Consider the following 23,602-nt stretch of genomic DNA (forward strand, 5'->3'; position numbering starts at 1 on the left):
CAAATCACAGTAACAGCTGCGCGAAATTGCTAACCGCGCGTGAATCAGAGCAACACCCTAAAGGGCCAACCCCCGGGTTTACAAGGGATTAGCCCAACTGGCCTAGGCCATTACAGATTGTCTAATCCGTCACAAAACTGGCTTACACTGCCCCCTTAAGTCGATAAAACCCGTAGATATTGCTCAATAAAGGGCGCTAGCTGCCCATAACCTTACAACGTGAAACGGAATCTCACGGCCTCTCGGCCCTATAAATGTTGCCTATACTGGAAGACTCGGCCTCGTATAACTTCGGAGTAACAGGTTGCCTTTGCCTTCTATCAGCCTAGAAATGCGCCTTAAGATGTTCAGGCAGCTGTGGGCCTACCCATTCGCTATTTTGCTCAGCCTCCCGATCAGCGCCCAAGCCCAAACCAACATAGACCCGGTGGCAGAGCAGCGCACCATGGTGGTTAAGCGGCTGGTGATCAGTAGCAGCACCGGCAATTTTGCGCAGAAATACAACACCAGTGAGCTCTTGGCCGAAGCCAACCGCCTGCGCAGCCAATACCCGGAGGAGATGACGTTCACCCAGCTCTCGCTCATCGCCGATCAGCTCACCCGCGCGCTGCGCGACCAAGGCTACAAGTTTCACTATGTGTTTTTACCCCGCCAGACCTCGCGCTCGGGGGTTGTGCGTCTGAACCTGGTGGAGATCAGCCTGGATGACGTGACCCTGCTGGGCGAACCGGGTGTAGACGCCACCAGCATCAGCAGCCTGTTCAAGCGCCTGCTCAACCGGCCGCTGTACCAGCCAGAGGTAGACCGCATACTGCGCAATCTTAATCGCCAGCCGGAAGTGTCGCTATTTGGCTACTACTCGCGCGGTAAAAGCCCTAACAGCATACGGCTTAACCTGCGCGCCACAGCCCAGGGCCACCACCGGGTTTCCTCAAGTCTGGACAACTACGGCAGCGAATCCTCCGGCCACTACCGCTTTACCAATTACTACACTTGGCTGAGCCCGCTCGGCAACTTCGACAGGCTGGACGTGGGCCTGATGGCTGCCACCGGCGGCGCCAACAACGCCTTCGGCTACCTCGCCTACCAGCACCCCATCACCGGCCCGCAAAACGGCCTGGCAGTGAGCGTTACCAATAACCAATTTGACGTGGGCCAGGAGTTTGAATCTCTGGAGCTTTCCGGCGACACCCTAATTGCCGGCGCGCGGTTTTTTCAACGCTGGTCTATCAGCGATACCCACACCCATACCCTTTCACTGGGCTGGCAAGACAAAAGCGTTGACTACAGCAACGTGTTTAACGACGACAGCCTGGTGAACGATGAAACCGCGCAAGTGGCCAGTGCCGGCTGGCAATGGGCAATCAATGCAGGCGCCTGGGCGCAATCAACAGGCATCAATGGATTTCAGGGCCAGCACCAGCTCACGGGCGCTTTAGAGTTTGAGCAAACCTTCACCTATTGGGCCTTCTACGCCAACAGCCGCTGGCAACTGGCCACGCAAACATTAAGCGCAGACTTCCACATCCAGCAGGCAGACACACTGCTACCCAGCTTTGAAAAACTTGCACTCACCGGCATCAGCGGCGCGCGCGGCTTTTACGCCGGCCAGTTCTCGGCTGATCGCGGCGCGCGCGCGCACCTCAACTGGCAAACGCCCCTGCGCTGGCAAATAGCAGATTTCACCAGCGCCATTGCCCTGTTTGCCGATGCAGGCCTTGGTGAACAGCTTGGGCCTGAAGGCGACGTACTGGAAGAAATGCAACTGGTGTCGGCGGGCATTGAGATACAGGCACAATTTAAAGGCCTGAGCGCAAGCCTGCAGTGGAGCGGCGTAAATCAAACGACCTACAGCTCCCCAATAAACCCGAGTGCCGAGCGCGAATTGCGTGAAATTCCCGTCACTTTTGAATTGAATTACCGTTGGTAAGCCATGCACACAACGAAGACGTTTAAACCGAAATTATTGGCGCTACTGGTAGGCCAGGCCATTGCCATTGATGCCGCCCACGCACTGCCCACCACACCCGATGTGGTTCACGGCGATGTAAGCCTGAGCCAGCAAAACAGCACCTTGAATATTCACCAAACAAGCCAACGTGCGGTACTGGAATACGAGGCATTTTCTATTGGTGCAGGCGAGCAGGTTATTTTTCATCAACCCGGTAGCAACGCCCTTACCCTGAATAAAGTCACAGGCCCCGATGCCTCGGTTATTGCAGGCCAGCTGCAAGCCAACGGCCAGGTGTTTTTAGTCAACCCCCAGGGGGTATTCTTTTCACCCGGCGCACAGGTGGATGTTGCAGGTTTGGTGGTAACCACATTAGACATAGCCGCAGATGATTTTATGCAAGGCGATTTCAGTTTAATGACGCCAGGGCCCGGCCACATTGAAAACCAGGGCAGTATTTCAGCCGACCACATTCTGGCTTTTATTTCACCCACCATTCACAACAGCGGTTCACTGAACGCGAAACAACTACACCTCACCACCGCGAGCGAGGTAATTATTCAACCGCAAGGTGAGCGAACCGGGCTCTTGGTTGCGCAAAATGCCTTGCAATCGAGCGATGGCCACATCCTAAACAGCGGCCAAATTTCCGGCCAGTGGGTAAATATCAACGCCCAGGCCGTAAACGAGCTACACAACCAACTGGTGGAAAATCACGGGCTGATTAAAGCCGCAAGCCTTGACGATTTAACCGGTGGCGAGATTCACATTGAAACCAGTGGCGACCTCATTAACGAAGGCACCCTGGATGCAAGCGGCACAACCGGCGGCAGCATTGCAGTTGCGGCCGATCGCGCCTACAGCAGTGGCCAGATGCTGGCCGATGGCGAAACAGCCGGTGGCGAAATTACAGTCACCACAGAGGCGATGTCGATTCTGGATGCAGGCAGCCTCCAATCTGCCAATGCTGCAAACCAAGGCGATGGCGGGCGAATTATTAATTTCAGCGCGGGCTTTGCCCACTTCAGCCCCCAGGCCAATATTTCCGCCACGGGCGGCAACCTTGGCGGCAATGGCGGATTTGTAGAAGTTTCCGGCATCCAGTATGTAGAGGCCCTGGGGCGTGTTTCAACACTCGCCCCACAGGGCATGGCTGGCACCTATTTGATTGACCCAACCGACATCACCATTTCTGCCGCCGCAGACAGCAACGGCTCGTTTACCGGCGGCGGGCCCTTTAACTGGTCACCCACGGCGGGCACGTCCAATATTAATGTGGGCACGTTAAAAACAAACTTGATGACTAACAATGTGACCATTGATACCGCGTCAGCCTTTGGCGGCACAGGCGATATCTTTTTTAACGATTCACTGGATATAAACGGCATTGGCACTAAGAGCCTGACACTCCAGGCCGATGGCAGCATCAGCTTTGCAGCCGGCGTTCAAATTCTAGATAGCGTGGCAGGTGGCGATAACCTGAGCATTGCGGCCACCGCTGGCGGCAACTTCACCATGAATGCCACAAGCTCCCTCGACTTAGGTGCAGGCACCTTTGGTGCAACGCTCGGGGGTGCTGCACAAATCAGTGCCATAAAAACCACAAGTAGCAGCGCCACGGCCATTGGCATTACTGCTGGCAGCTCAATTACCAATTCAGCGGTGGCCGTTAACTTCGATACACCCGGCACCTTGCGGCTGCAAGCGCCCACGGGCATAGGGCCAATCACCACCCGCGTAGGCGGGCTGAATTTATCGTCTACCGCCGGTGGCGCCACGCTCACCAACCAAATGGCCGTAAGCCTTGCAGATGTAAACCTTGCCGGTGCGTTTTCACTCACCAACACCGGCAACATCACAGTGGCAGGTTTCACCAGTGCCACTAATGTCACGCTTTCAAGCACCGGCAACCTGGTGCTGCCCAACGCAGGCCTGGGTATCAGTGGTAATTTCGATATTACCGCCAACGATATTTCAGACAGCGATAGAAGCGTGATTCTAAGTGGCAACAATCTCACGCTGAACACAGGTGTGAGCGGTGGCGACCTTACCATTAACGGCGATTTTGCCGCAGTAGACATTACCCAGTCAGGCGCCAACACCCTTACCTATTCAGATGCAGACAGTTTTACCATCACAGATTTTGCCATCACCGGCGGCGGTGGCCTTGGGTTACTGGGTGCCAACGATGTCACCCTCGCAAGCGATGTTGATCTGGATGGCAACAACGGTGGCACCCTCACGCTGGGTTCAAGCGGTGGCAATTTATTGGTAAATGCCAACATAGTCGATTCAAATACCGGCACTACAGATAACGTAAATGTCACCCTCAGTGCCGCCAACGACATCACCATGCAAGACGGCACCCAAGTGAGCGTGGGTGTTGCAAATATCAACCTCAATGCCGGCAACAACATTACCGTATCCAGCCTGCAATCCACCCAAACCACTGGCACAGCCATTGCGCTTAATGCCGGCAACCAAATTATTGACGGGGGCGATACCGATGCAGACATTCGAGCTCTCGGCAGCCGCTATTCACTTACGGCAGTAAACGGTATTGGCGTGGGCAACGCCATAGAAACACGGGGCACGGCCAGTGATTTAACCAATACCGGCAGCGGCAATATTGAGGTGCACAATTTTTCCGGCACCCTGGTGCTGCGCACGTTAAATAATGTGGGCGATAGTCTTTTATCCTCTGTGGCAAACATCACCGTGCAATCGGGAGCGGTTACCACCACCCAAGGGCTTTCACTCACAGCCGCAGGCGACATCACCTTGCCAGACGCAGCCCTTACCAACATTGGCGGCACCTTTACCCTGAGCGCGCAAGACATTACCGACAGCGATCGCACGGTAAATTTTGATGCCGCACCGCTCAATATCACCACGGCAACCGCAGCCGGTGACTCAGTGTTTAATACCACAGGCACACAACTTACCCTGAATAACACCAACACTAATTTGGTTACGGTAAACAAAACCAATGCCGGCAATTTGGAAATTGTGAACAGCAATGTGGGCGCTGGCAGCCTCAGCCTCGCTCTTGCCGATGGCGATTTGCAGGTTAACAACACCGGCCTGCAAACCACAGGCGCGCTTGGCATTTCTGCCAACCACCTGTTTGATGTACCCAACGATGGCGCGGTAAACCTGCAGGCCAACAGCCTTGCGCTCAATTTGTTGCAAACAGGCGCGCCGCTGCAAATAGATCTGGTGGCACCCACACTCACCCTCACCGGCACCGCCGCCACAGATCTCACCTTCCAGCGCGCAAGCGGCAATTTAACGGTTAACGCCATCAACTGGGCGGGCAACCTTGCGCTCAATGTAACCGGCGGCAACCTGGTGCTGGATGACGCAGGGCTGACCAGCGCAGGCACCCTCGCACTCAACGCCAATGATATTTTCGATAGCAATCGCGATATCATTCTCAATGCCAACGCGCTGGATGTTACCAGCGCACTTGCCGGCGGCAACCTCACCGCCAACACCACCATTAACAGCCTTGCGGCGAACCTTAACAGTGCAAACAGCTTCACCCTCAGCAATACCGGCAACCTGCAACTTAATGCAAGCAGCCAAAGTGGTGCGGGCGCACACAACATCACCACCAGCGGTGATTTAACACTGGCAAATAATTGGGATTACAACGGCAGCAGCGGCGCGCTGACCTTGGGGGCATCCAATGTGGCACTGAACGCCGACATCAGCGATTCAGACAACACAGTGACAGATAGCATTAACACCACGGTGAACGCCACCAATGCCATCACCATGCAAGACGGCGCGCAGATAAATGTGAACAACGCCGATATTGTATTAAACGCAGGCACAGACATCAGCCTGGCCAGCGTGCAATCAAGTAAAGCCACCGGCACACCCATCAGCCTTACAGCCGGTGGCCAAATACTTGATGCAGGCGACACCCATACAGACATCATCGCAACCAATGGCAATGCCTCACTCAGCGCGGCTACGGGCATAGGCGTGGCAAACCCGCTGGATATTCAGGCGGCAAGCCTTAACCTCACCAACACTACAAGCGGCGATGTGGCGATAGATAATAGCGCAGCCAGCTGGGTCTTAAATGCACTAAACAATGCCGGCAATACCACACTCACTGCAGGCGGCAACCTCACCGTTGCATCGGCTGCGGTGGCTGCCACCCAGGACCTTACGCTCTCAGCCATTGGCAATATCACCTTGCCAGATACCGCGCTCACCAACATTGGCGGCACCTTTACCCTGAGCGCGCAAGACATTATCGACAGCGATCGCGCGGTAAATTTTGATACCGCCCCGCTCAACATCACCACGGCAACGGCAGCCGGTGACTCGGTGTTTAATACCACAGGCACACAACTTACCCTGAACAACACCAACACCAATCTGGTTACTGTAAACAAAACCAATGCCGGCAATCTGCAAATTTTAGGCATTGATGTGGGAAGCGGAGATTTCAGTGTAAATCTTGCAGATGGCAGCTTGCAAACAACCAACTTTTCGCCGGGCTTGCAAACCGGTGGTGCGCTTAGTATTTCCGCAAATCATATTTTCGATGTGCCAAATGACGGCATTGTCACGCTAAGTGCAGCCAGCGTAAATTTAAACCTGCTGCAAACCAGCAGCCCATTGCAGGTAAACCTGTTCTCGAACCAGCTCACCCTCACCGGCCCCGCCGCCACAGACCTCACCGTCCAGCGCGCCAGCGGCAATTTGACGGTTAACGCCATCAACTGGGCGGGCAATCTTGCGCTAGATGTAACGGGCGGCAACCTCGTGCTTGATGACGCAGGGCTTACCAGCGCAGGCACCCTCGCACTCAACGCCAATGATATTTTCGATAGCAATCGCGATATCATTCTCAATGCCAACGCGCTGGATGTTACCAGCGCACTTGCCGGCGGCAACCTCACCGCCAACACCACCATTAACAGCCTTGCGGCGAACCTTAACAGTGCAAACAGCTTCACCCTCAGCAATACCGGCAACCTGCAAGTTGATGCAAGCAGCCAAAGTGGTGCGGGCGCACACAACATCACCACCAGCGGTGATTTAACACTGGCAAATAATTGGGATTACAACGGCAGCAGCGGCGCGCTGACCTTGGGGGCATCCAATGTGGCACTGAACGCCGACATCAGCGATTCAGACAACACAGTGACAGATAGCATTAACACCACGGTGAACGCCACCAATGCCATCACCATGCAAGACGGCGCGCAGATAAATGTGAACAACGCCGATATTGTATTAAACGCAGGCACAGACATCAGCCTGGCCAGCGTGCAATCAAGTAAAGCCACCGGCACACCCATCAGCCTTACAGCCGGTGGCCAAATACTAGATGCAGGCGACACCCATACAGACATCATCGCAACCAATGGCAATGCCTCACTCAGCGCGGCTACGGGCATAGGCGTGGCAAACCCGCTGGATATTCAGGCGGCAAGCCTTAACCTCACCAACACTACAAGCGGCGATGTGGCGATAGATAATAGCGCAGCCAGCTGGGTATTAAATGCACTAAACAATGCCGGCAATACCACACTCACTGCAGGCGGCAACCTCACCGTTGCATCGGCTGCGGTGGCTGCCACCCAGGACCTTACGCTCTCAGCCATTGGCAATATCACCTTGCCAGATACCGCGCTCACCAACATTGGCGGCACCTTTACCCTGAGCGCGCAAGACATTACCGATAGCGATCGCGCGGTAAATTTTGATACCGCACCGCTCAACATCACCACGGCAACGGCAGCCGGTGACTCGGTGTTTAATACCATAGGCACACAACTTACCCTGAACAACACCAACACCAATTTGGTTACGGTAAACAAAACCAATGCCGGCAATTTAGAAATTTTAGGTAACAACCTGGGCAACGGTGACTTCAGTGTGAATCTTTCTGATGGCAGCTTACAAATACCCAATTTTGCGCTGGGCCTGCAAACCACTGGCGCGCTTGGCATTTCTGCCAACCACATTTTTGATGTACCCAACGACGGGATTCTTACACTTAATGCAGCAAGCCTCGATTTAAATCTACTGCAAACTAATAGCCCGCTACAGATCAATTTAAACTCAAATCAGCTAAACCTCACCGGGCCTTCGGCAACAGCGCTCACCTTCCAGCGCGCCAGCGGCGATCTTGCCTTAAACGCCATCAACTGGGCGGGCAATTTAACTTTCAGCCTTGGCAACGGAAACCTGGTGCTGAATGATGCGGGGCTTACCAGCGCGGGCACTCTCTCACTCAATGCCAACGATATGTTCGACGCCGATCGCTCCGTAATACTTGCAGCAAACACTATCAGCCTTAACAGCAATCTTGCTGCAGGTGATCTCTCGCTCAACACCACCGCGGCAAACCTCGAACTTTTGCTTGCCGCCACCAACGCGCTTACAGTAAGCAACTCAGGCAACCTGCAACTTAACGCCAGCCAGCACACGGGCAGCGGTGCCACCAACATTACCACCACGGGCGATTTAACACTGGCGGGCAATTGGGATTACAACGCAGGCAGCGGTGACTTAACACTCAATGGCAACAACCTGTTGATTAACGCCGCGGTGATTGATAGCAACCTTGCCAGCACCGATGCCAGCAATTTAACACTTACGGCCCTCGGCAATATCACCCAGGCAGACGGCAGCCAGTTACTGGCGGGTACGGGGCTTATAAACCTGAATGCCGGCAACAACATACAGCTTGCCCACGCGCACAGTGATGCATTGGCTGCAAACGCGATTACTCTGGTAGCCGGTGGCAGCCTTAGCGATGCAGGCGACACCCACACAGACCTCAGTAGCCCGGGCGGCGCTGCGATTACCGTGGGCAATCACATCGGCAGTGGTAACGCGCTGGAAAGCCAACTTGAGGGCGTGCAATTTACCCAAACCGGCACGGGCAATGTGGCGCTCAATAACACAGGCGATTTAACCTTGGCCCCCAGCACTTTCACCGGCGACCTATCCCTTGGTGCCCAAACGCTAACGCTGCCCGACGCCGGCATCGCGCTACCTGGCCGATTGACCTTAAATCTTGCAGACCTACAAGACTCAGACCGCAGCCTCACCTTAATGGCCCAGGCTTTGGCGCTTGATATCACAGCAGCTACAGGCAATTTGGAAATAAACAGCAACGCCACCCAGGCAGATCTAACCCAAAACCTTCACGACCTGGTGTTTAACAGCCAACCGGCAAGCGCACTGCGGCTGGAAGATATAACCGGCGATGGCAATGCCCTGCAAATTCTCGATGGCAATTTTACCCTGAACCTGAGCCAGGGCGATCTCACACTGGCCGATGCCCTGCTAACCCAGGATCTCACCGACGACAACCTGCGCAGCGGAAAAATGTTAATAAACATTCAAAGCGGCAACCTCACCATTGCCGATGGTGCAAGCCTGCGCGCCATCAACACCCTTGATAGCAACACCAACGGCGGCTTGATTAACGACGACCAAACCGCCCTGCTGATTCGCCAGCTAGACACCACCGATACCGCCTACAACTGGCAGCTGGGTGATAACACATCCAACCTGCCGATCCTGATTGAAACCCAAGGCGGTGATCTGGTGTTTGATGTGTATAACGATGCACTGCTGGCCAACAATGCCCGCACACTCACGCTTAACGACAACGTACAGCTGCGCGCCTACAACCAGCTAACAGATCCGAACGATGGCACCTTTACCAATCGCACGGCAAACTTAAACAATGCATTGGTTGCGGCCAAAACCAGCCGCCGCATCACATTGCTAACCGAAGCTCCGGCAACCCCAACGCCGCCGCCTTCTCCGCCGCCATCACCTCCGCCGTCACCCACGCCCACACCGTCACCCAGCCCGCAACCGGCCGTTGACCTTGAGAGCGTCACCAACGATTCATCAAACGCGGCGCAAACCGAAGCGCTGCCACCGGCAACAGATAGCAACAGCACCACCTCTGTTGGGCAACTGCTGCAGCGGGCAGAAGGCGACTGCAATCAACCCAACCTGCAAGGCAACAGCCAGGCGCGCTGTAAAAATCAGGCCGCCATCAGCCGGTTTTTAAGCAGCCTGTTAATCGGTGGCCAATTGCCCACGCCCACACAACCCGGAAACAAACCATGAGCAACCACTTGCGCCCCCTGTTTATTGCCCTGGCATTTTTGATGCTCGCCACAACACCCAAGGTACACGCCCAGGCAGACGAGCAAGAGCTTGCGCAACTGCAGGTAAAAGCGTTGTTTTTATACAACTTTGCCAACTTCGTAGAATGGCCTGCAGATGCTTTCGCCGGGCCAGAATCGCCCATCCGCATGTGCCTATTTGGCGATATTCCCTTCGGAATATTTCTCGATGGCGTTAACGGCACCCCCATTGCAGATCGCACCCTGGCAGTGGTGCGCACCCAAGATAAAGCCGATATCGCCGAAGGCTGCCAGATATTATTTGTGGGCAATGACCAGCGCGCGCGGCTACCGGATTTCTGGAAAGACGTACAGTTTCTATTTGTACTGAGCGTGGGCGAGCAGGCAGGCTTTGCCGACAAAGGCGGTATCATCAGTATTTTCAGAACCAAAGATCAATACGAGTTTGATGTAAACATCAGCAACGCCATGGCTGCCGGCCTGTTTTTGAGTAGCGATCTCTTAAGCCTTGCCCGCGAAATTCACGAGAACACCCAAAGCCAATAATGCGAGCCATAAAGCGATTTATAAATCGGCTATCACTAAGGCAAAAGCTCTTTGCGATTGTCACCTCAAGCCTGCTGCTTACGATGATTTTTTCGTCGCTGGCGTTTGTTTACTATGATCGCTATCAAACCGAGCGCCTGATTGCCAATAATATTTCGCTGCTGGCCAACCTTACCGGCCAGCGCAGTTCAGCAGCCCTGGCATTTGGCGATAAAAAAGCACTGCAAAACAACTTGATGGCATTGGAAACACTGCCGGGGTTTATTAGCGCCTGTATTTATGATCGTGGGCACACCATTTATAGCGCGCGCCTCTCAAACAAATCGGCTTTTGCTTTTTGCCCTGCGTTAAATAACAACATGACACAACCCGGATACCGGCAGCTGCACCCCACCTTTTTGGATGTCACCGCGCCCATTCAGCGCAACAAAATTGACTACGGGCATATTCTCATTCGCTACAGCCTGGCAGAGGCCGAGCAACGCACCCGGGTGTTTGCCGGTGCTGCGCTGCTGATTTCTTTAATTTCAATTTCCTTCAGCCTGATCTTCTCGAACCGGCTGCAGCGGATGTTTGTGGCCCCAATATTCGATTTGAACTGGACCGCCGAGCGGGTAACCCACACCCAGGATTACGGCATCAGGGCCGAGCAACACTCGAATGACGAGGTTGGAAACCTCGTGCGCTCGTTTAACGGCATGCTGGATCTCATACAGGATAAACACATCAGCCTTACCGAAGTGGTATCCGAACTTGAAAAAACTTCGGAAGATTTAAAACACTACGCAAACGCCGCCGAGCAAAAAGGCGAGGAATTCCAGCAAATGCTCGCCGGTGCCAGCCACGATTTACGCCAACCCCTGCAGGCCATGGCAATTTTTGTGGATGCCCTTAAATCAACCGCCACGCAAGATCAGGCACCACTGGTGAAAAAGCTGGACCTTGCCATCGATAACATGAGCCAACTGTTTTCAAGCCTGCTTGATTACTCGCGCCTGCAAAGCAAACAAAGCCAGAACATCGAAAAATCCACCGTCAATCTCAAAGACCTGATCAACCGCGTATCGCACGAATTTGAAGCCATTGCCAACAATAAGAATTTGTCTATGCGGTTTAGGCTAGACAACCTGGCGGTGTTAAGCCACGAGGTCACCATAGAGCGCATTTTGCGCAACCTGCTGAGCAATGCCATCCGTTACACCAATGAAGGTGGCGTGCTCATTGCCTGCAGAAAGCGCGGCGAATTCATCAGCATTGATGTTTACGACACCGGCATTGGCATTCGGCCAGAATCCATGGAAAGTATTTTTCAAAGTTACTCGCAAGACAATAATCGCACGGAAGCCCACAAACAGGGCGTGGGGCTCGGGCTTGCCATTGTATTGCGGCTGATCAAGCTGCTGGGGTTCGACCTGGAGGTAAAATCCCGCGTGGGGCGTGGTTCGCTGTTTCGCATTCGCATCCCCGTGGCAGTTGCGCCACAAGCAACAGCTGCGCCCGACCCTGTGCTTAGCCTGCCACCAGACATCGCCCTAACCCAGCAACAGGTACTGGCCGGCCACAAGGTGTGCCTGCTTGAAGACGACCCCGCTATACAGCAGCAACTTTGCAGCCTGCTTGAAAACTGGGGCGCAGAGGTAGTGGCTTTTGGCTCACTCGATGAGTTGCGCCGGCAATTGCCTGCATTAAAGGCCGCCCCGCCCCAGCTTATTCTTACCGACTACCAGCTCGACGATGTAGACACCGGGCTGGACGCTGTAGACCTCATCAGGCTCACCTGTAACAGCACCCTGCCTGCGCTGTTCGTAACCGGCATTGAAGATACCGCCGAACTCGAATTACTGCGCGCCCAAGGCTACAGCGTGCTGAAAAAGCCCGTTAAACCCGCCAAACTGCGCGCCATGCTGAGCTTTATGATCACCCACGAAAGCGACCTGTAATCCGCCCCAGGCCACTTCCAACCCCGCCCTGCCCCTTCGCCCATGCCGTTCTGGCCCCGCAAGCCACCTGCTTGCACGAGATTTACGCACCCATAACGCACCATAAAAGCTCAATATAAATCACTAAAGATCAACAGTTGATCATTAGCAAGCATATCTTTACTATTAGGCGAGTGGAATTAGTCATATTAGATCAGATTTGACCATACAAATAATAATCGTCTGCATCTCTTTGACCATCAGCTACCCCCAAGGACAGGGACCGAGCGCAAGGCGGCAGGCAGCTTTCAGCCGCTGACTATTAAACCAATAAGAAACTCGAGCAACCTATGAAGAAATCGATTCTCGCATGCAGCATTGCCCTGCTGTGCGCCCAGACTGCGGTGGCTGCCAATACCTGGCAATCACTCAACCCGGGCGCCGGTGGTCAAATTCAAGACGTAGTGGCCGACCCCAACCAGGTAGACGTTGTCTATTTGGCTTCCGATATGGAGGGCGTGTACAAAAGTACCGACAACGGCGAAAACTGGCAGCCAACCGGCCAATTAAGCCACAACCGTGTGTATGCCGTGGCCGTGAAACCCGGCAACTCCGACCACCTGTTTGTGGGCACCCTGTTTGGCTTGCACACATCCACAGACGGTGGCGCAACCTATGATCTGATCGACAACACCAAGAACATCTCTTTTGGGTCGGTTGCTTTCAAGCCAGACAACGCCAATGTAATTATCGCAGGCCCCGGCTGGCGCGATGACCAGGATTTCATTGACAACTTCGGTGAAACCGCCAACGGCGAGGGCCGGGTGTTTGTATCCACAGACGGCGGCGCCAACTGGTCGGCCGTTACCTTCGATTCAGCCACCAACACCGATCGCAACATCTACAACATCACCTTCGACCCGGCCAACCCCAGCACCGTGTACCTGGGCTCAAACAAAGGCCTCTACAAAAGTACCGATGCAGGCCAAACCTGGGCCAAGGTGGAAAGCCCCACTAACCGCCCACGCAGCAAAGGCGTCACCCTGAGCCCCGATGGCAAGGTGCTCTACTCGGTATTTGCAGCCAACGACAACAACAACCGCGACTGGGTGCTCTACGCAACTCCTGCCGATAACATTAACTGGCAAGCGGTAGCGGCTGGCCTCAATTCCGGCAAGCGTTTCTGGTACCCGGAAATAGACCCGCGCTCCACTGCCACCGAGCACAAAGTCTTGCTGGGCACCGTTGGGGATCGCGAAGGCCTGTACGAAGGTACCTTTAACTGGAGCGGCGCCTCACTTTCAAGTTACAGCTGGTCGAAAATTTTTGGCGACTACAGCAATGGCAACTACGACATCGGCTGGGATTACGCGAGCCCGCCGAACGCCCGTTTCGCACACTACACCCCAACCACCGGCGGCTGGGATCGCGGCGTCTGGTCTACCAGCAACCAGGCCATGTTCTACGCCGATCACAACAGTGGCGACAACAGCTACAGCTGGGCCAACAAATACAGTAACCCCAACAACAGCATTACCGTTAACTGGTGGGGCGTAGATTGGCCTACCTACTCAGGTAAAGGCACCGAAAGTACCTACACCTACGACGTTGCCATACACGGCGACTACGTGATTCAGGGCCAGGCAGACAACGGCCTGGTAGAAAGCTGGGATGGCGGTTTTTCCTGGTCGAACATGCAGCACCGCCTGCCGGGCCTGAACCTCTCAGACGTGCAGGCGGTTGACATTGCCGATGCCTGGGGCACGCCCACGGTGGTAGCACAGGCAACCAGCGGTTACGGTGGCGGCGCCCACAACGGCCGCCTGTACGCCAAGAAACTCACCACCGCGTCACCCACCGATGTGTGGGTAGAACTGGCCGGTGGCCCGGCCGGTAAAGCCGGTGTACCCAAAGGCGTTTTGCGCGATGTTGCCGTCTCGCCGGCCAACCCCGCCAAAGTGTTTATGTTTTCTTCCAACTATGGCCTGTACATGCTGGAAGACATCGGCCGCGCGCTCGACTATCACCAGCAAGGTGAAGTACTCGATGCCAAGTTGATCTACCAAAGCGGTGGCAACGATACCGCCCGCAGTGCGCGCACCATTGCGCCCCACCCCACCGATGAAAACGTGGTGTTTTTCTCATCCACCGGTGGCGTACAAGGCGTATGGCGCGGCGAAGCACTAGAGGATGGCAGCTGGAGCTTTGAACAGGTATTGAACACCAGCGGCTGGGACGCTGAAGTACACGCCTGGGAGCACAACGGTACTGTGTACCTCATGAACTTTGCCAAAGGCGGCGGGCCAGACTTCAACGACGGCAACAACTGGCATGCGTTGCTCTCAACCGATGAAGGCCAAACCTGGACCAAAGTCTTCAATCCCGACATCGCCAAAACCGTGCGCCCCACCAGCAATGTTGCCTGGTGGGATGAAGTGAGCGACCGCTTTAACTTCTCGGCCAAAGGTGGCTCGGCGGCCTACGCCGACAAACTGGTTGTGGGTTACTACGATCACGCGCTGCAGCTCGGTTACGGCGTGTTCATGGGCACCATTCAGGGCGACGGCAGCGTCACCTGGGAAGACATCACAGCAGATCTGCACTTCAAAGGCCTCACCGGCACACGCTTTGTGGCCGAAGACGGTGTGATGAACCTCTACTCGGCCACGCCGGGCGCCGGTTTGTGGAAGCGCACAGTGGCGGGCGTGCAATTGCCCGAAACACCTGCAATGGCACCGGCGGGCGCCGACACCTTAAGTGCCTCGCTTAATGCCGATGACAACACCATCACATTAACCTGGGCCGACAACGCCAATAACGAACAAGGCTACCGCATAGAGCGCAGCAACGGCGGCGCCTTTAAAGTGGTAGGCCAGGTAGGCATGAACGATACCGACTACCTGGATTTCGACCTTGCAAGCAACACTGAATACACCTACCGCGTTGTGGCATTTAACGCAGCCGGTGTGGCCACAGCCTCAAACGAAGTAACCATTACTTCCGGCGAAGCCGATGGCGGCTCCGATGCCTGTGTAGCGGTAAACCTGCTGTCTAATGGCGATTTCGAAACAGGCGACATCTCCGGCGGCTGGAACCTCTACGCCAACACGGGCAAGGGTGCTGCGGCAACGGCCAATGTGGGCGCAGCTGCAGGCTTTAGTTCATCGAATGTAGCGCACATTGCCATTAGCGCACCTACCCATGAAAACGACGTGCAGTTTAAAAACACCGTCAACGGCCTTGATCAGGGCAAAACCTATGCACTGAAATTTACGGGCGCCTCAGAGGCCGTAAAAACCATCAAGGTGAAAATGCACTTGCCGGTAAGCCCGTGGACAAACGTGAAAGGGGAAGATGTCATTACCCTCACGCCAACCCCTCAGGACTTTACCCTGCTCTATACCCCGGCTGAGCAATTCGGCAATTTGAACCTAGGCTTCTTTCTGGGTACAGATGCATCCGACGTATGGCTAGACGATGTCAGCCTGATGCAGAAATGCGATCAGGGAATAACCCTGGCCGAGCCGAAAAACGTCACTGCCACACCCACCAGCCACAACAGCATTCAAGTGTCTTGGGATGCAGTGGCCGATGCAGAAACCTACGCCGTGCAATACCGTGAAAGCGGCGGCAGCTGGGTAGACGGCCCCACCATGGTTGCTAGCACCAGCACTACCCTCACAGGCCTCAATGCAGAAGCAAGCTACGAGGTACAAGTACGCGCACAAAATGGTGAGGTGCAGTCGGCTTACAGCACACCGGCAAGCGCAACCACCCCTGCCACCGGCGATAACGATGGCGATGGCGGCGACAACGGTGGCGGCACTGGTGGCGACAACGGCGGCGGCACTGGTGGCGATAACGGCGGCGGCAATTCCGGTTCAGGCCAAGCCTGTGACGTGCCCAACATGCTGACCAATGGCGACTTTGAAACCGGCGACACCAGCGGTTGGGACCTCTACGCAAACAGCAACAATGGCGCATCTGCCGATGCCAACATTGTCACTGACGCAGCCTTCGGTTCTGCCAACGCACTGCATGTACAAATTAATGCCACCACCACCGAAAACGACATCCAGCTGAAAAATACCTTCGGCACTTTGACACAGGGTGAAACCTACATTCTCACCTTCAAAGCCAAGGCAGCGGGTACCAAATCCTTCCCGGTGAAAATTCACCAGATCATGAGCCCTTGGGCCAATGTGAATGAAGGCGACACCATCAACCTCACCGACACCGTGCAGGAATTCAGCGTGCTCTACACGCCGGAATCTGACTTGGGTGCGCTAAATCTCGGCTTTTTCTTGGGCGGCGATGCAACCGACATCTACATCGATGACGTAAGCCTCAAAAGCTACTGTGAAAATGCCGTTGTACTTGCCAGCCCGAAAAACGTGCAAACCTCAGCCACTAGCCACACTGCACTGGCGGTTAGCTGGGATGCCGTAGACGGCGCCGAAAGCTACGATGTGCAATACCGCGAAGCTGGCGGCAGCTGGATGGCAGGCCCGGTGATGGTAACCACTACCACGGCTGCCATTGAAAACCTGACGGCTGAAACCACCTATGAAGTTCAGGTGCGTGCAAACGCAGGTGATGCAAGCTCCGACTACAGTGCACCACTCAGCGCTACCACTCCGGCGGCAAGCGGTGATGATGGCGACGACAACGGCGGTGACACAGGTGGCGACAACGGTGGCAACACTGGCGGCGACACCGGTTCAGGCCAGGCCTGTGACGTGCCTAATATGCTCACCAACGGTGACTTTGAAACCAGCGACACCAACGGTTGGGATTTGTACGTCAACAACAATGCCGCAGCTGTGGCTACCGGCACAGTGGTTGCTGAAACAGGCTTTGATTCCATCAACACCCTGTTGGTAGACATCAACACCTCCTTCGTTGAAAACGACATTCAGCTGAAAAACACCTTTGGCACTTTAACCCAGGGCGAAACCTACATCCTGACGTTCAACGCCAAGGCCACAGCCGAGAAAACCATCAAGGTGAAAATTCACCAAACCACAAGCCCTTGGGCAAATGTGAAAGAGGAAGATGCCATCACCCTCACCACGTCAGTGCAGGAGTACAGCGTGCTGTACACACCGGAATCTGATTTGGGGACGTTGAACCTGGGCTTCTTTCTGGGTGCAGACACCACCAACGTGTACATCGACGACGTAAGCCTGAAAACTTACTGCGCAGATGAACCCGTCGAACCGGTTGAGCTGGCAGTGCCTGCCAATGTGATGGCGCAAGCCGTTGATCACAGCTCGGCAACCGTCAGTTGGGACGCCGTGGCCGATGCCACCCACTATGCCCTGCAACAAAAATCCGGCAGCGATGCCTGGGTAGATGTTTCAACCAATATTGAAGCCACAAGCTTCACCGTAGCAGAGCTAATGGCAGAAACCAGCTACGAGTTCCAGGTAAAAGCCATCAACGCTGAAACGGAATCAGCCTTCAGTGCGCCCGCCAGCGTTACATTGCCGGCAGCACCCGCTGACGACAGTGATGACGACACAGACGGTGACACGGATGACGACACAACCGATGGCGGTGACGACAACACCGATGATCAAGGCGCAGACGAAAAAGACGACGAAAAACCCACCTTCGGTTGCTCCGTTGGCTCGGGCTCGGCGCTGGACCCTACCCTGCTGCTGATGCTGCTGATTGCCGGTGCGAACATCACGCGCCGCCGCATGAAGCGCAACAACTAACCCATTAAGGCCCGCCCGGGGTGTGCCATAGCACCCCGGCAATCCCTAAGCTTAGCCGGCATTGCCGGCTTTTTTTTGTGCAAAAAAAAGGGGGGCTTGCCCCCCCCAAAATAATTAAATGCCAAAGGCATGCGCCGTTAGAAATCGGCCATATCCGGCACACCAGCGGCTTGCTTTTTGTCGTCGGCTTTGTCTGCCACCATCACCTCGGTGGTTAACATCAGCCCGGCAATAGAGGCCGCGTTTTGCAGTGCCGTGCGCGTCACCTTGGCAGGGTCGATAATGCCCATTTCCAGCATGTCGCCGTAGGCTTCGGTTTGCGCGTTGTAGCCGTAGGTTTCATCGCTTGAGGCGCGCACCTTTTCCAACACCACAGAGGGCTCTACACCGGCATTGCGCACAATTTGCCGGAAGGGTTCTTCCATGGCACGCAACGCGATTTTAATACCCACTTTCTGGTCATCGTTGGCCGCTTTTAGCTCGGCTTTACGTACGGCGTCGGCCGCGCGCACCAGGCTAATGCCACCGCCGGGCACAATGCCTTCTTCAACGGCGGCGCGGGTGGCGTGCAGGGCATCGTCAACGAGATCTTTCTTCTCTTTCATTTCCACTTCCGTGGCAGCCCCCACTTTTATCACCGCCACACCGCCGGACAACTTGGCAATACGCTCTTGCAGCTTTTCCTTGTCGTAATCGGAAGTGGTGGCTTCGATTTCCGCGCGAATATGCGATACGCGCGCATCAATGGCTGCCTTGTCGCCGGCGCCATCCACTAAGGTGGTGCTGTCTTTGTTGATCACCACACGCTTGGCGCTACCCAGTTGCGAGAGTTCCACTTTTTCAAGCGCAAGCCCCACCTCTTCAGAGATCACAGTGGCGCCAGTGAGAATGGCAATATCTTGCAGCATGGCCTTGCGGCGATCACCAAAGCCCGGTGCTTTTACTGCGGCCACTTTTAAAATACCGCGCAGGTTGTTCACCACCAGTGTGGCCAGCGCTTCGCCTTCTACATCTTCGGCAATCAGAAGCAGCGGGCGGCCGGCTTTTGCCACGGCTTCCAGCACCGGCAGCAGGTCGCGAATGTTGCTGACTTTTTTATCACACAGCAGCAGGTAGGGGTTTTCCAGCTCCACCTGCATTTTGTCCTGGTTGGTAATGAAATAAGGCGAGAGGTAGCCGCGGTCGAACTGCATGCCCTCTACCACGTCTAACTCGTTCTCAAGGGATTTGCCCTCTTCCACGGTGATCACGCCATCGCGGCCCACCTTATCCATGGCCTGTGCCAAAATGTTGCCGATATCTTCATTCCAGTTGGCAGATACCGTACCCACCTGGCCGATGGATTTACTGTCGTTACAGGGCTTGGCTAAAGGTTTCAGGGATTCAATGGCCGCCTTCACGGCTGCATCAATACCGCGCTTTAAATCCATGGGGTTCATGCCTGCGGCAATGGCCTTATGGCCTTCACGCACCAGGGCCTGCGCCAATACGGTGGCCGTGGTGGTGCCATCGCCTGCAACATCGGCAGTTTTTGAAGCCACCTCTTTCACCATTTGCGCGCCCATGTTCTCAAATTTATCTTTGAGGGTGATTTCCTTGGCAACCGACACGCCGTCTTTGGTAACCCTGGGGGCGCCAAAGCTTTTCTCCAGCACCACATTGCGCCCCTTCGGCCCAAGGGTTGCCTTTACGGCATCGGCCAGAATATTCACACCCGCCAACATGCGCTCGCGGGCATCTTTGGAAAAGCGAATGTCTTTTGCACTCATGCGGCTTTCTCCTGTGCAACATCTTCTTCAATAATGGCGAGAATGTCTGACTCTTTCAGTACCACCAATGGCTCGCCATCCACTTTAATTTCAGAGCCTGCATACTGGCCAAACAACACGCGGTCGCCCACTTTTACTGCCAGTTCACGCAGCCCGCCGTTGTCTTGCAGGGCACCCTGCCCCACGGCCAACACTTCGCCCTGGGTGGGTTTTTCAGCAGACTTTTCAGGAATCACAATACCGCCGGCAGAGGTGGTTTCCGCCGCCAGGCGCTTGACGACCACGCGGTCGTACAGGGGTTTGAAATGCATAGGAATTCCTCCCACAAAAATACAAAAAAATGCATACATGAAAGGATGGTGTCGGAAGTGTGTCCTCTACCTCCAAGGCGCAAAATAGGCGCGCACAATGGAATTTCAAGGGTGTTACGGAAAGAATAAATAATATTTTTTAGTTATAAAAAAACTGAAATTTATGCTCTTGCAAATGGATTTACTCTCTAACTATAGTTATTAGCAAGCCCTGCTTTTAGCCATGTTTTAGCGGGTTTGAACCGCCGGGAGAATCGCCTATGCACCAAGCAACCTTTCACAGAACCTTGGCAGACTACTTCAGAGACAGGCTGCACCATTTGGCGGGTGAGGCCCCCGCCCGCCCCCAAACCGATACGCTCTGGTATTTGGGCAGTATGATGGCGCGCCTGGGTGATAGCCGCGAGCTGTTCAGCTATGAAGACGGCCAGCTGGATATACGGCCACTGGCACTGCTCTACCAGGATGCCCGCGATACCCAGGCCCACTGGGAGCGCTGCCAACTGCTGCGGCAACTGGGCGATCTCGCCATGTTTTTGGGTGCGCTGTTTCCCGCAAGTTTTAGCCGCCGGGGTATTGGAAAGGATTACGTGATTGGTATGGGCACCAGTGCCTACGACTACCTGGCAGATCACGCCAGCAGTAACCGCCATATTTTTTCTGAGCTGGCCAGCAGGTTTGCCAAATTACTGGAACTGGTGGCCAAGGCCTGCAATCGTGAAGCCGGGCTTTCTGCCGAAGACTTGCTGATTATTTACGATCGTTATCGCACAACCGGCGACCCGCAGCTGGCGCGCCAACTGCGGGCTCTGGGCCTTGCCCTGCCCGCTACAGAACAACTGCAATAGCTTGGGCGAAGGGTTTAACGGCAACACATGCACCTAGCCGCGAAAATCGGCAATGGCATCGGCCAATAGCGACAATGCCGGCGTTAATGCCAGCGCGATGTTGGCCGGGCTGCCGAATTGCTCGCGCGCCTGCTGCTGGGGTGCAAGCTCCAGTAAAAAGCCCCCGCCACTGGATTCACCGGCAATCAAGAGCGTGAGATTATCCTGTACCCGCAATTGGGTTTCATAACCCGGGCGCAGGCGAAAGCCGTCGTTCGCCAACTGCTCGAGCAGACGATCTTGATGCAGCAACCGCTCCGTTAACGCCAGGGTTGCCTCACTGGTGGCGCGGCCATCCACAATAATTTGCGCACCGCCAACGTAGCTGGCCTCTTCAAGGGTTGCCGTAGGCGGCAGGCGGTCGGCATCAAAGTGCAGCGCCACAATGGTACTGCCCGCGTTTACAGCGGCCGTTAGCAAGGCATCGTAAGAGGTGTAGGCGGTATCGAACTGGGCTTTGTCTTCAATCTTGCCCGACACCAGGCGCGCCTCTACCTTTGCAATATGCACCACCAAATTGCGCGCGCGCAATTGTTCGGCGAACACTTCAGCGGCAGGGTCTATGTAATCGCGCTCGCGCCCTTCGGCGCCGGCGGAAGATTCACCATAGTGATCGGGCAGGGTGTGGTCTGTGGCAATCACCACATCCACATTGGCCATAGAGGGCAAAGGAGCCAACGCCAAGGGATCGGGGGTATCGGGCGTATCCGCTGTGCCACCGCCCCCGCCCTTGCAAGCGCTCAAACCTGCAGCCAGCATTACGCCTAAAACCAGCATGGCCAACTTGCGCCCCCGGGTGCGTGCAAACTGTGTGGGTAAACATCCAAAGTTCATACAAACATTCTCCTCGTGGCCGCAGTACGCGGCCATATTCTGTGTGGTAATAGTGGTTAGAAACTACGGCTTGGCGTGCGATACTTTGGGCTCTGCCCCATCCAAAGGCACCCATTGGCCACCCAGCACGGCGGCCGCGTTACGGCCTTCGCGGGTGAGCAAAAAGAACGCCGGTGTGCGCCTTGCGGGCCGCGCTGTCACATATTCAGGCGCGCTGCTAAGGCGCAATACCGGCAGTGACGTTGCAATCTCCAGCTGTTCAGCCTCGCCTAAAAAGTGTGAATAACCCTCGGCCAACAAGCGCAGGTAGCGGGCATCAGTTAGGGTAAGTGTTGTGCCAGCCTTTAACGGGTAGGGTTTGCTTGCGGCATAGGTAAGCCCGCTGGCATCTATAACCTGATAGCCGCCAAAGGGTTTCAAATCACCCACCTCGCCCACAAAGCCTGCGCCCGGGTTATAGATTGATTGCTGCACACCTATGTCTACGCGGTAGGCGTGCTTACCTGCCACCTGCACATCGCGCAGCAGCACATCAAATAATGCGTTGTCTTCGTTTTCAGGAATCGCCCAATAGCGTGCCACCGGCACACTTTGGTAGCTGCCATCGACAATGGCATCCAGTGCCGCCTGCAGCATAAGCACGTTGGCCGCGCGCGCAGTTTGACGGTTAGGATCTTGATAGTTGCCGCCCGATTCAATCAACACGGTGGCAATGTTCATGGCGGAAAAGGTATCGCCAAAGGCGCGCACGGCATAGGTGTCGTCGTAGCGGCCCACCTGTTGTTGCAAATTTTCTGGCAGCGCTTGCAACATGGTGGCAATAAGTTGCATGGCCTTGTCGCGGCTGGGCGATGCAGATTTTGCCTCATCAAAGGCGGGGGCCAATACCGAAATAGTGGCCGGGCGCCCGGCCACGCCGAGCCTGCGATCCTGATCGTGCAGGTTAAAACCGATGTGCGGCTTAAACATTTTTGCCTGCGCCATCAGCAAGCGGCCTTCCGGGGTTTGCAGCGCGCGGGCATCGCGGTTGATATCAATGCTCTGGGCGTTATGGCGGCGAAATTCTTCTGCGCCATCGGGGTTTAACATGGGGATAATGCGCAGGCTGATTTTCTCGCTAATCTCGGCCCAGCGCTCGGCGTGCTCGGGCGCCAGGAGTTGCGCTAGCAAGTCCATCACCGCGGCTGTGGCTGTGGGTTCGTCACCGTGCATTTGGGTCCACATCATTACGCGCGTGGGGCCTGAGCCCAACTGCAGCGCACTGATGCTACGCCCTTCAAAAGACTCACCTATTTGCGCTACCTTCACGCGCGGGTCTTTTGCGAAGTGCGAAAGCCAAGGCGCGATATCGGTATGGGTAATTTGCCAATGGTTTAAATCGGGCAAAGGTTCAGCAGCATTTACCGCCTGCCCCCAACATGGCGCGCCCAACAGGCCACACAACACTAACGCTAGCGCTCGCTTCATAAATTCCCCCGCTCAAAAGTTCAGGGGCACAAGGTGCCAGATTACGCCAGA

10 protein-coding genes are annotated in these 23,602 nt (G+C 55.3%); 6 read left to right on the forward strand and 4 right to left on the reverse strand.

The features are described 5' to 3' along the window. The first annotated feature begins 343 nt into the window (after positions 1–343). From L1F30_RS11510 to L1F30_RS11530, 5 genes are all read left to right on the forward strand, one after another. Entirely contained in the window at positions 344–1,930 is a 1,587-nt protein-coding gene (locus L1F30_RS11510) for a ShlB/FhaC/HecB family hemolysin secretion/activation protein (protein WP_253356227.1), read from the forward strand. A gap of 3 nt (positions 1,931–1,933) precedes the next feature. Beyond that, the gene (locus L1F30_RS11515; RefSeq protein ID WP_253356228.1) at positions 1,934–10,075 is read left to right on the forward strand and encodes a filamentous hemagglutinin N-terminal domain-containing protein; all 8,142 of its coding nucleotides are present in this window, start codon (positions 1,934–1,936) and stop codon (positions 10,073–10,075) included. Beyond that, entirely contained in the window at positions 10,072–10,641 is a 570-nt protein-coding gene (locus L1F30_RS11520) for a YfiR family protein (RefSeq protein WP_253356229.1), read from the forward strand. Before L1F30_RS11515 ends, L1F30_RS11520 begins: the two co-directional genes overlap by 4 nt. Positions 10,642–10,724: 83 nt before the next feature. Beyond that, on the forward strand, positions 10,725–12,581 hold the full coding sequence (locus L1F30_RS11525; RefSeq protein ID WP_253356230.1) for an ATP-binding protein: 1,857 nt from the start codon (positions 10,725–10,727) through the stop codon (positions 12,579–12,581). 329 nt (positions 12,582–12,910) lie between these two features. Further along, complete coding sequence (locus tag L1F30_RS11530) at positions 12,911–18,283, forward strand: fibronectin type III domain-containing protein (protein WP_253356231.1); 5,373 nt, start codon at positions 12,911–12,913, stop codon at positions 18,281–18,283. Between the two features lie 137 nt (positions 18,284–18,420). Here L1F30_RS11530 and groL read toward each other — a convergent pair whose 3' ends face one another. Together groL and L1F30_RS11540 are read right to left on the reverse strand one after the other, a co-directional pair. Beyond that, on the reverse strand, positions 18,421–20,052 hold the full coding sequence (gene groL, locus L1F30_RS11535; RefSeq protein ID WP_253356232.1) for a chaperonin GroEL: 1,632 nt from the start codon (positions 20,050–20,052) through the stop codon (positions 18,421–18,423). Next, positions 20,049–20,363: a co-chaperone GroES gene (locus tag L1F30_RS11540; protein WP_253356233.1), complete on the reverse strand. Its 315-nt coding sequence runs from the start codon at positions 20,361–20,363 to the stop codon at positions 20,049–20,051. Before L1F30_RS11540 ends, groL begins: the two co-directional genes overlap by 4 nt. Before the next feature lie 260 nt (positions 20,364–20,623). Here L1F30_RS11540 and L1F30_RS11545 point away from each other — a divergent pair, with 260 nt between their 5' ends. Further along, positions 20,624–21,211 carry a hypothetical protein gene (locus L1F30_RS11545; RefSeq protein WP_253356234.1) on the forward strand — a complete coding sequence of 196 codons (588 nt, stop codon included), beginning with the start codon at positions 20,624–20,626 and terminating at the stop codon, positions 21,209–21,211. 33 nt (positions 21,212–21,244) lie between these two features. On the opposite strand, the gene L1F30_RS11550 is transcribed toward L1F30_RS11545, so the two are convergent. Together L1F30_RS11550 and L1F30_RS11555 are read right to left on the reverse strand one after the other, a co-directional pair. Continuing rightward, on the reverse strand, positions 21,245–22,084 hold the full coding sequence (locus tag L1F30_RS11550) for a hypothetical protein (protein ID WP_253356235.1): 840 nt from the start codon (positions 22,082–22,084) through the stop codon (positions 21,245–21,247). A 63-nt stretch (positions 22,085–22,147) separates the two neighbouring features. Then, the gene (locus L1F30_RS11555) at positions 22,148–23,551 is read right to left on the reverse strand and encodes a M14 family zinc carboxypeptidase (RefSeq protein WP_253356236.1); all 1,404 of its coding nucleotides are present in this window, start codon (positions 23,549–23,551) and stop codon (positions 22,148–22,150) included. Between the last annotated feature and the right edge of the window lie 51 nt (positions 23,552–23,602).

It is taken from the genome of Simiduia sp. 21SJ11W-1 (genome assembly GCF_024138675.1).
Taxonomy (GTDB): Bacteria; Pseudomonadota; Gammaproteobacteria; order Pseudomonadales; family Cellvibrionaceae; genus Simiduia.

Bases quoted from the DNA above. Each gene is read 5' to 3' on its own strand.
- L1F30_RS11510 (WP_253356227.1), top strand. From the start codon at position 344: ATGTTCAGGCAGCTGTGGGCCTACCCATTCGCTATTTTGCTCAGCCTC.
- L1F30_RS11515 (WP_253356228.1), top strand. From the start codon at position 1,934: ATGCACACAACGAAGACGTTTAAACCGAAATTATTGGCGCTACTGGTA.
- L1F30_RS11520 (WP_253356229.1), top strand. From the start codon at position 10,072: ATGAGCAACCACTTGCGCCCCCTGTTTATTGCCCTGGCATTTTTGATG.
- L1F30_RS11525 (WP_253356230.1), top strand. From the start codon at position 10,725: ATGATTTTTTCGTCGCTGGCGTTTGTTTACTATGATCGCTATCAAACC.
- L1F30_RS11530 (WP_253356231.1), top strand. From the start codon at position 12,911: ATGAAGAAATCGATTCTCGCATGCAGCATTGCCCTGCTGTGCGCCCAG.
- groL (WP_253356232.1), bottom strand. From the start codon at position 20,052: ATGAGTGCAAAAGACATTCGCTTTTCCAAAGATGCCCGCGAGCGCATG.
- L1F30_RS11540 (WP_253356233.1), bottom strand. From the start codon at position 20,363: ATGCATTTCAAACCCCTGTACGACCGCGTGGTCGTCAAGCGCCTGGCG.
- L1F30_RS11545 (WP_253356234.1), top strand. From the start codon at position 20,624: ATGCACCAAGCAACCTTTCACAGAACCTTGGCAGACTACTTCAGAGAC.
- L1F30_RS11550 (WP_253356235.1), bottom strand. From the start codon at position 22,084: ATGAACTTTGGATGTTTACCCACACAGTTTGCACGCACCCGGGGGCGC.
- L1F30_RS11555 (WP_253356236.1), bottom strand. From the start codon at position 23,551: ATGAAGCGAGCGCTAGCGTTAGTGTTGTGTGGCCTGTTGGGCGCGCCA.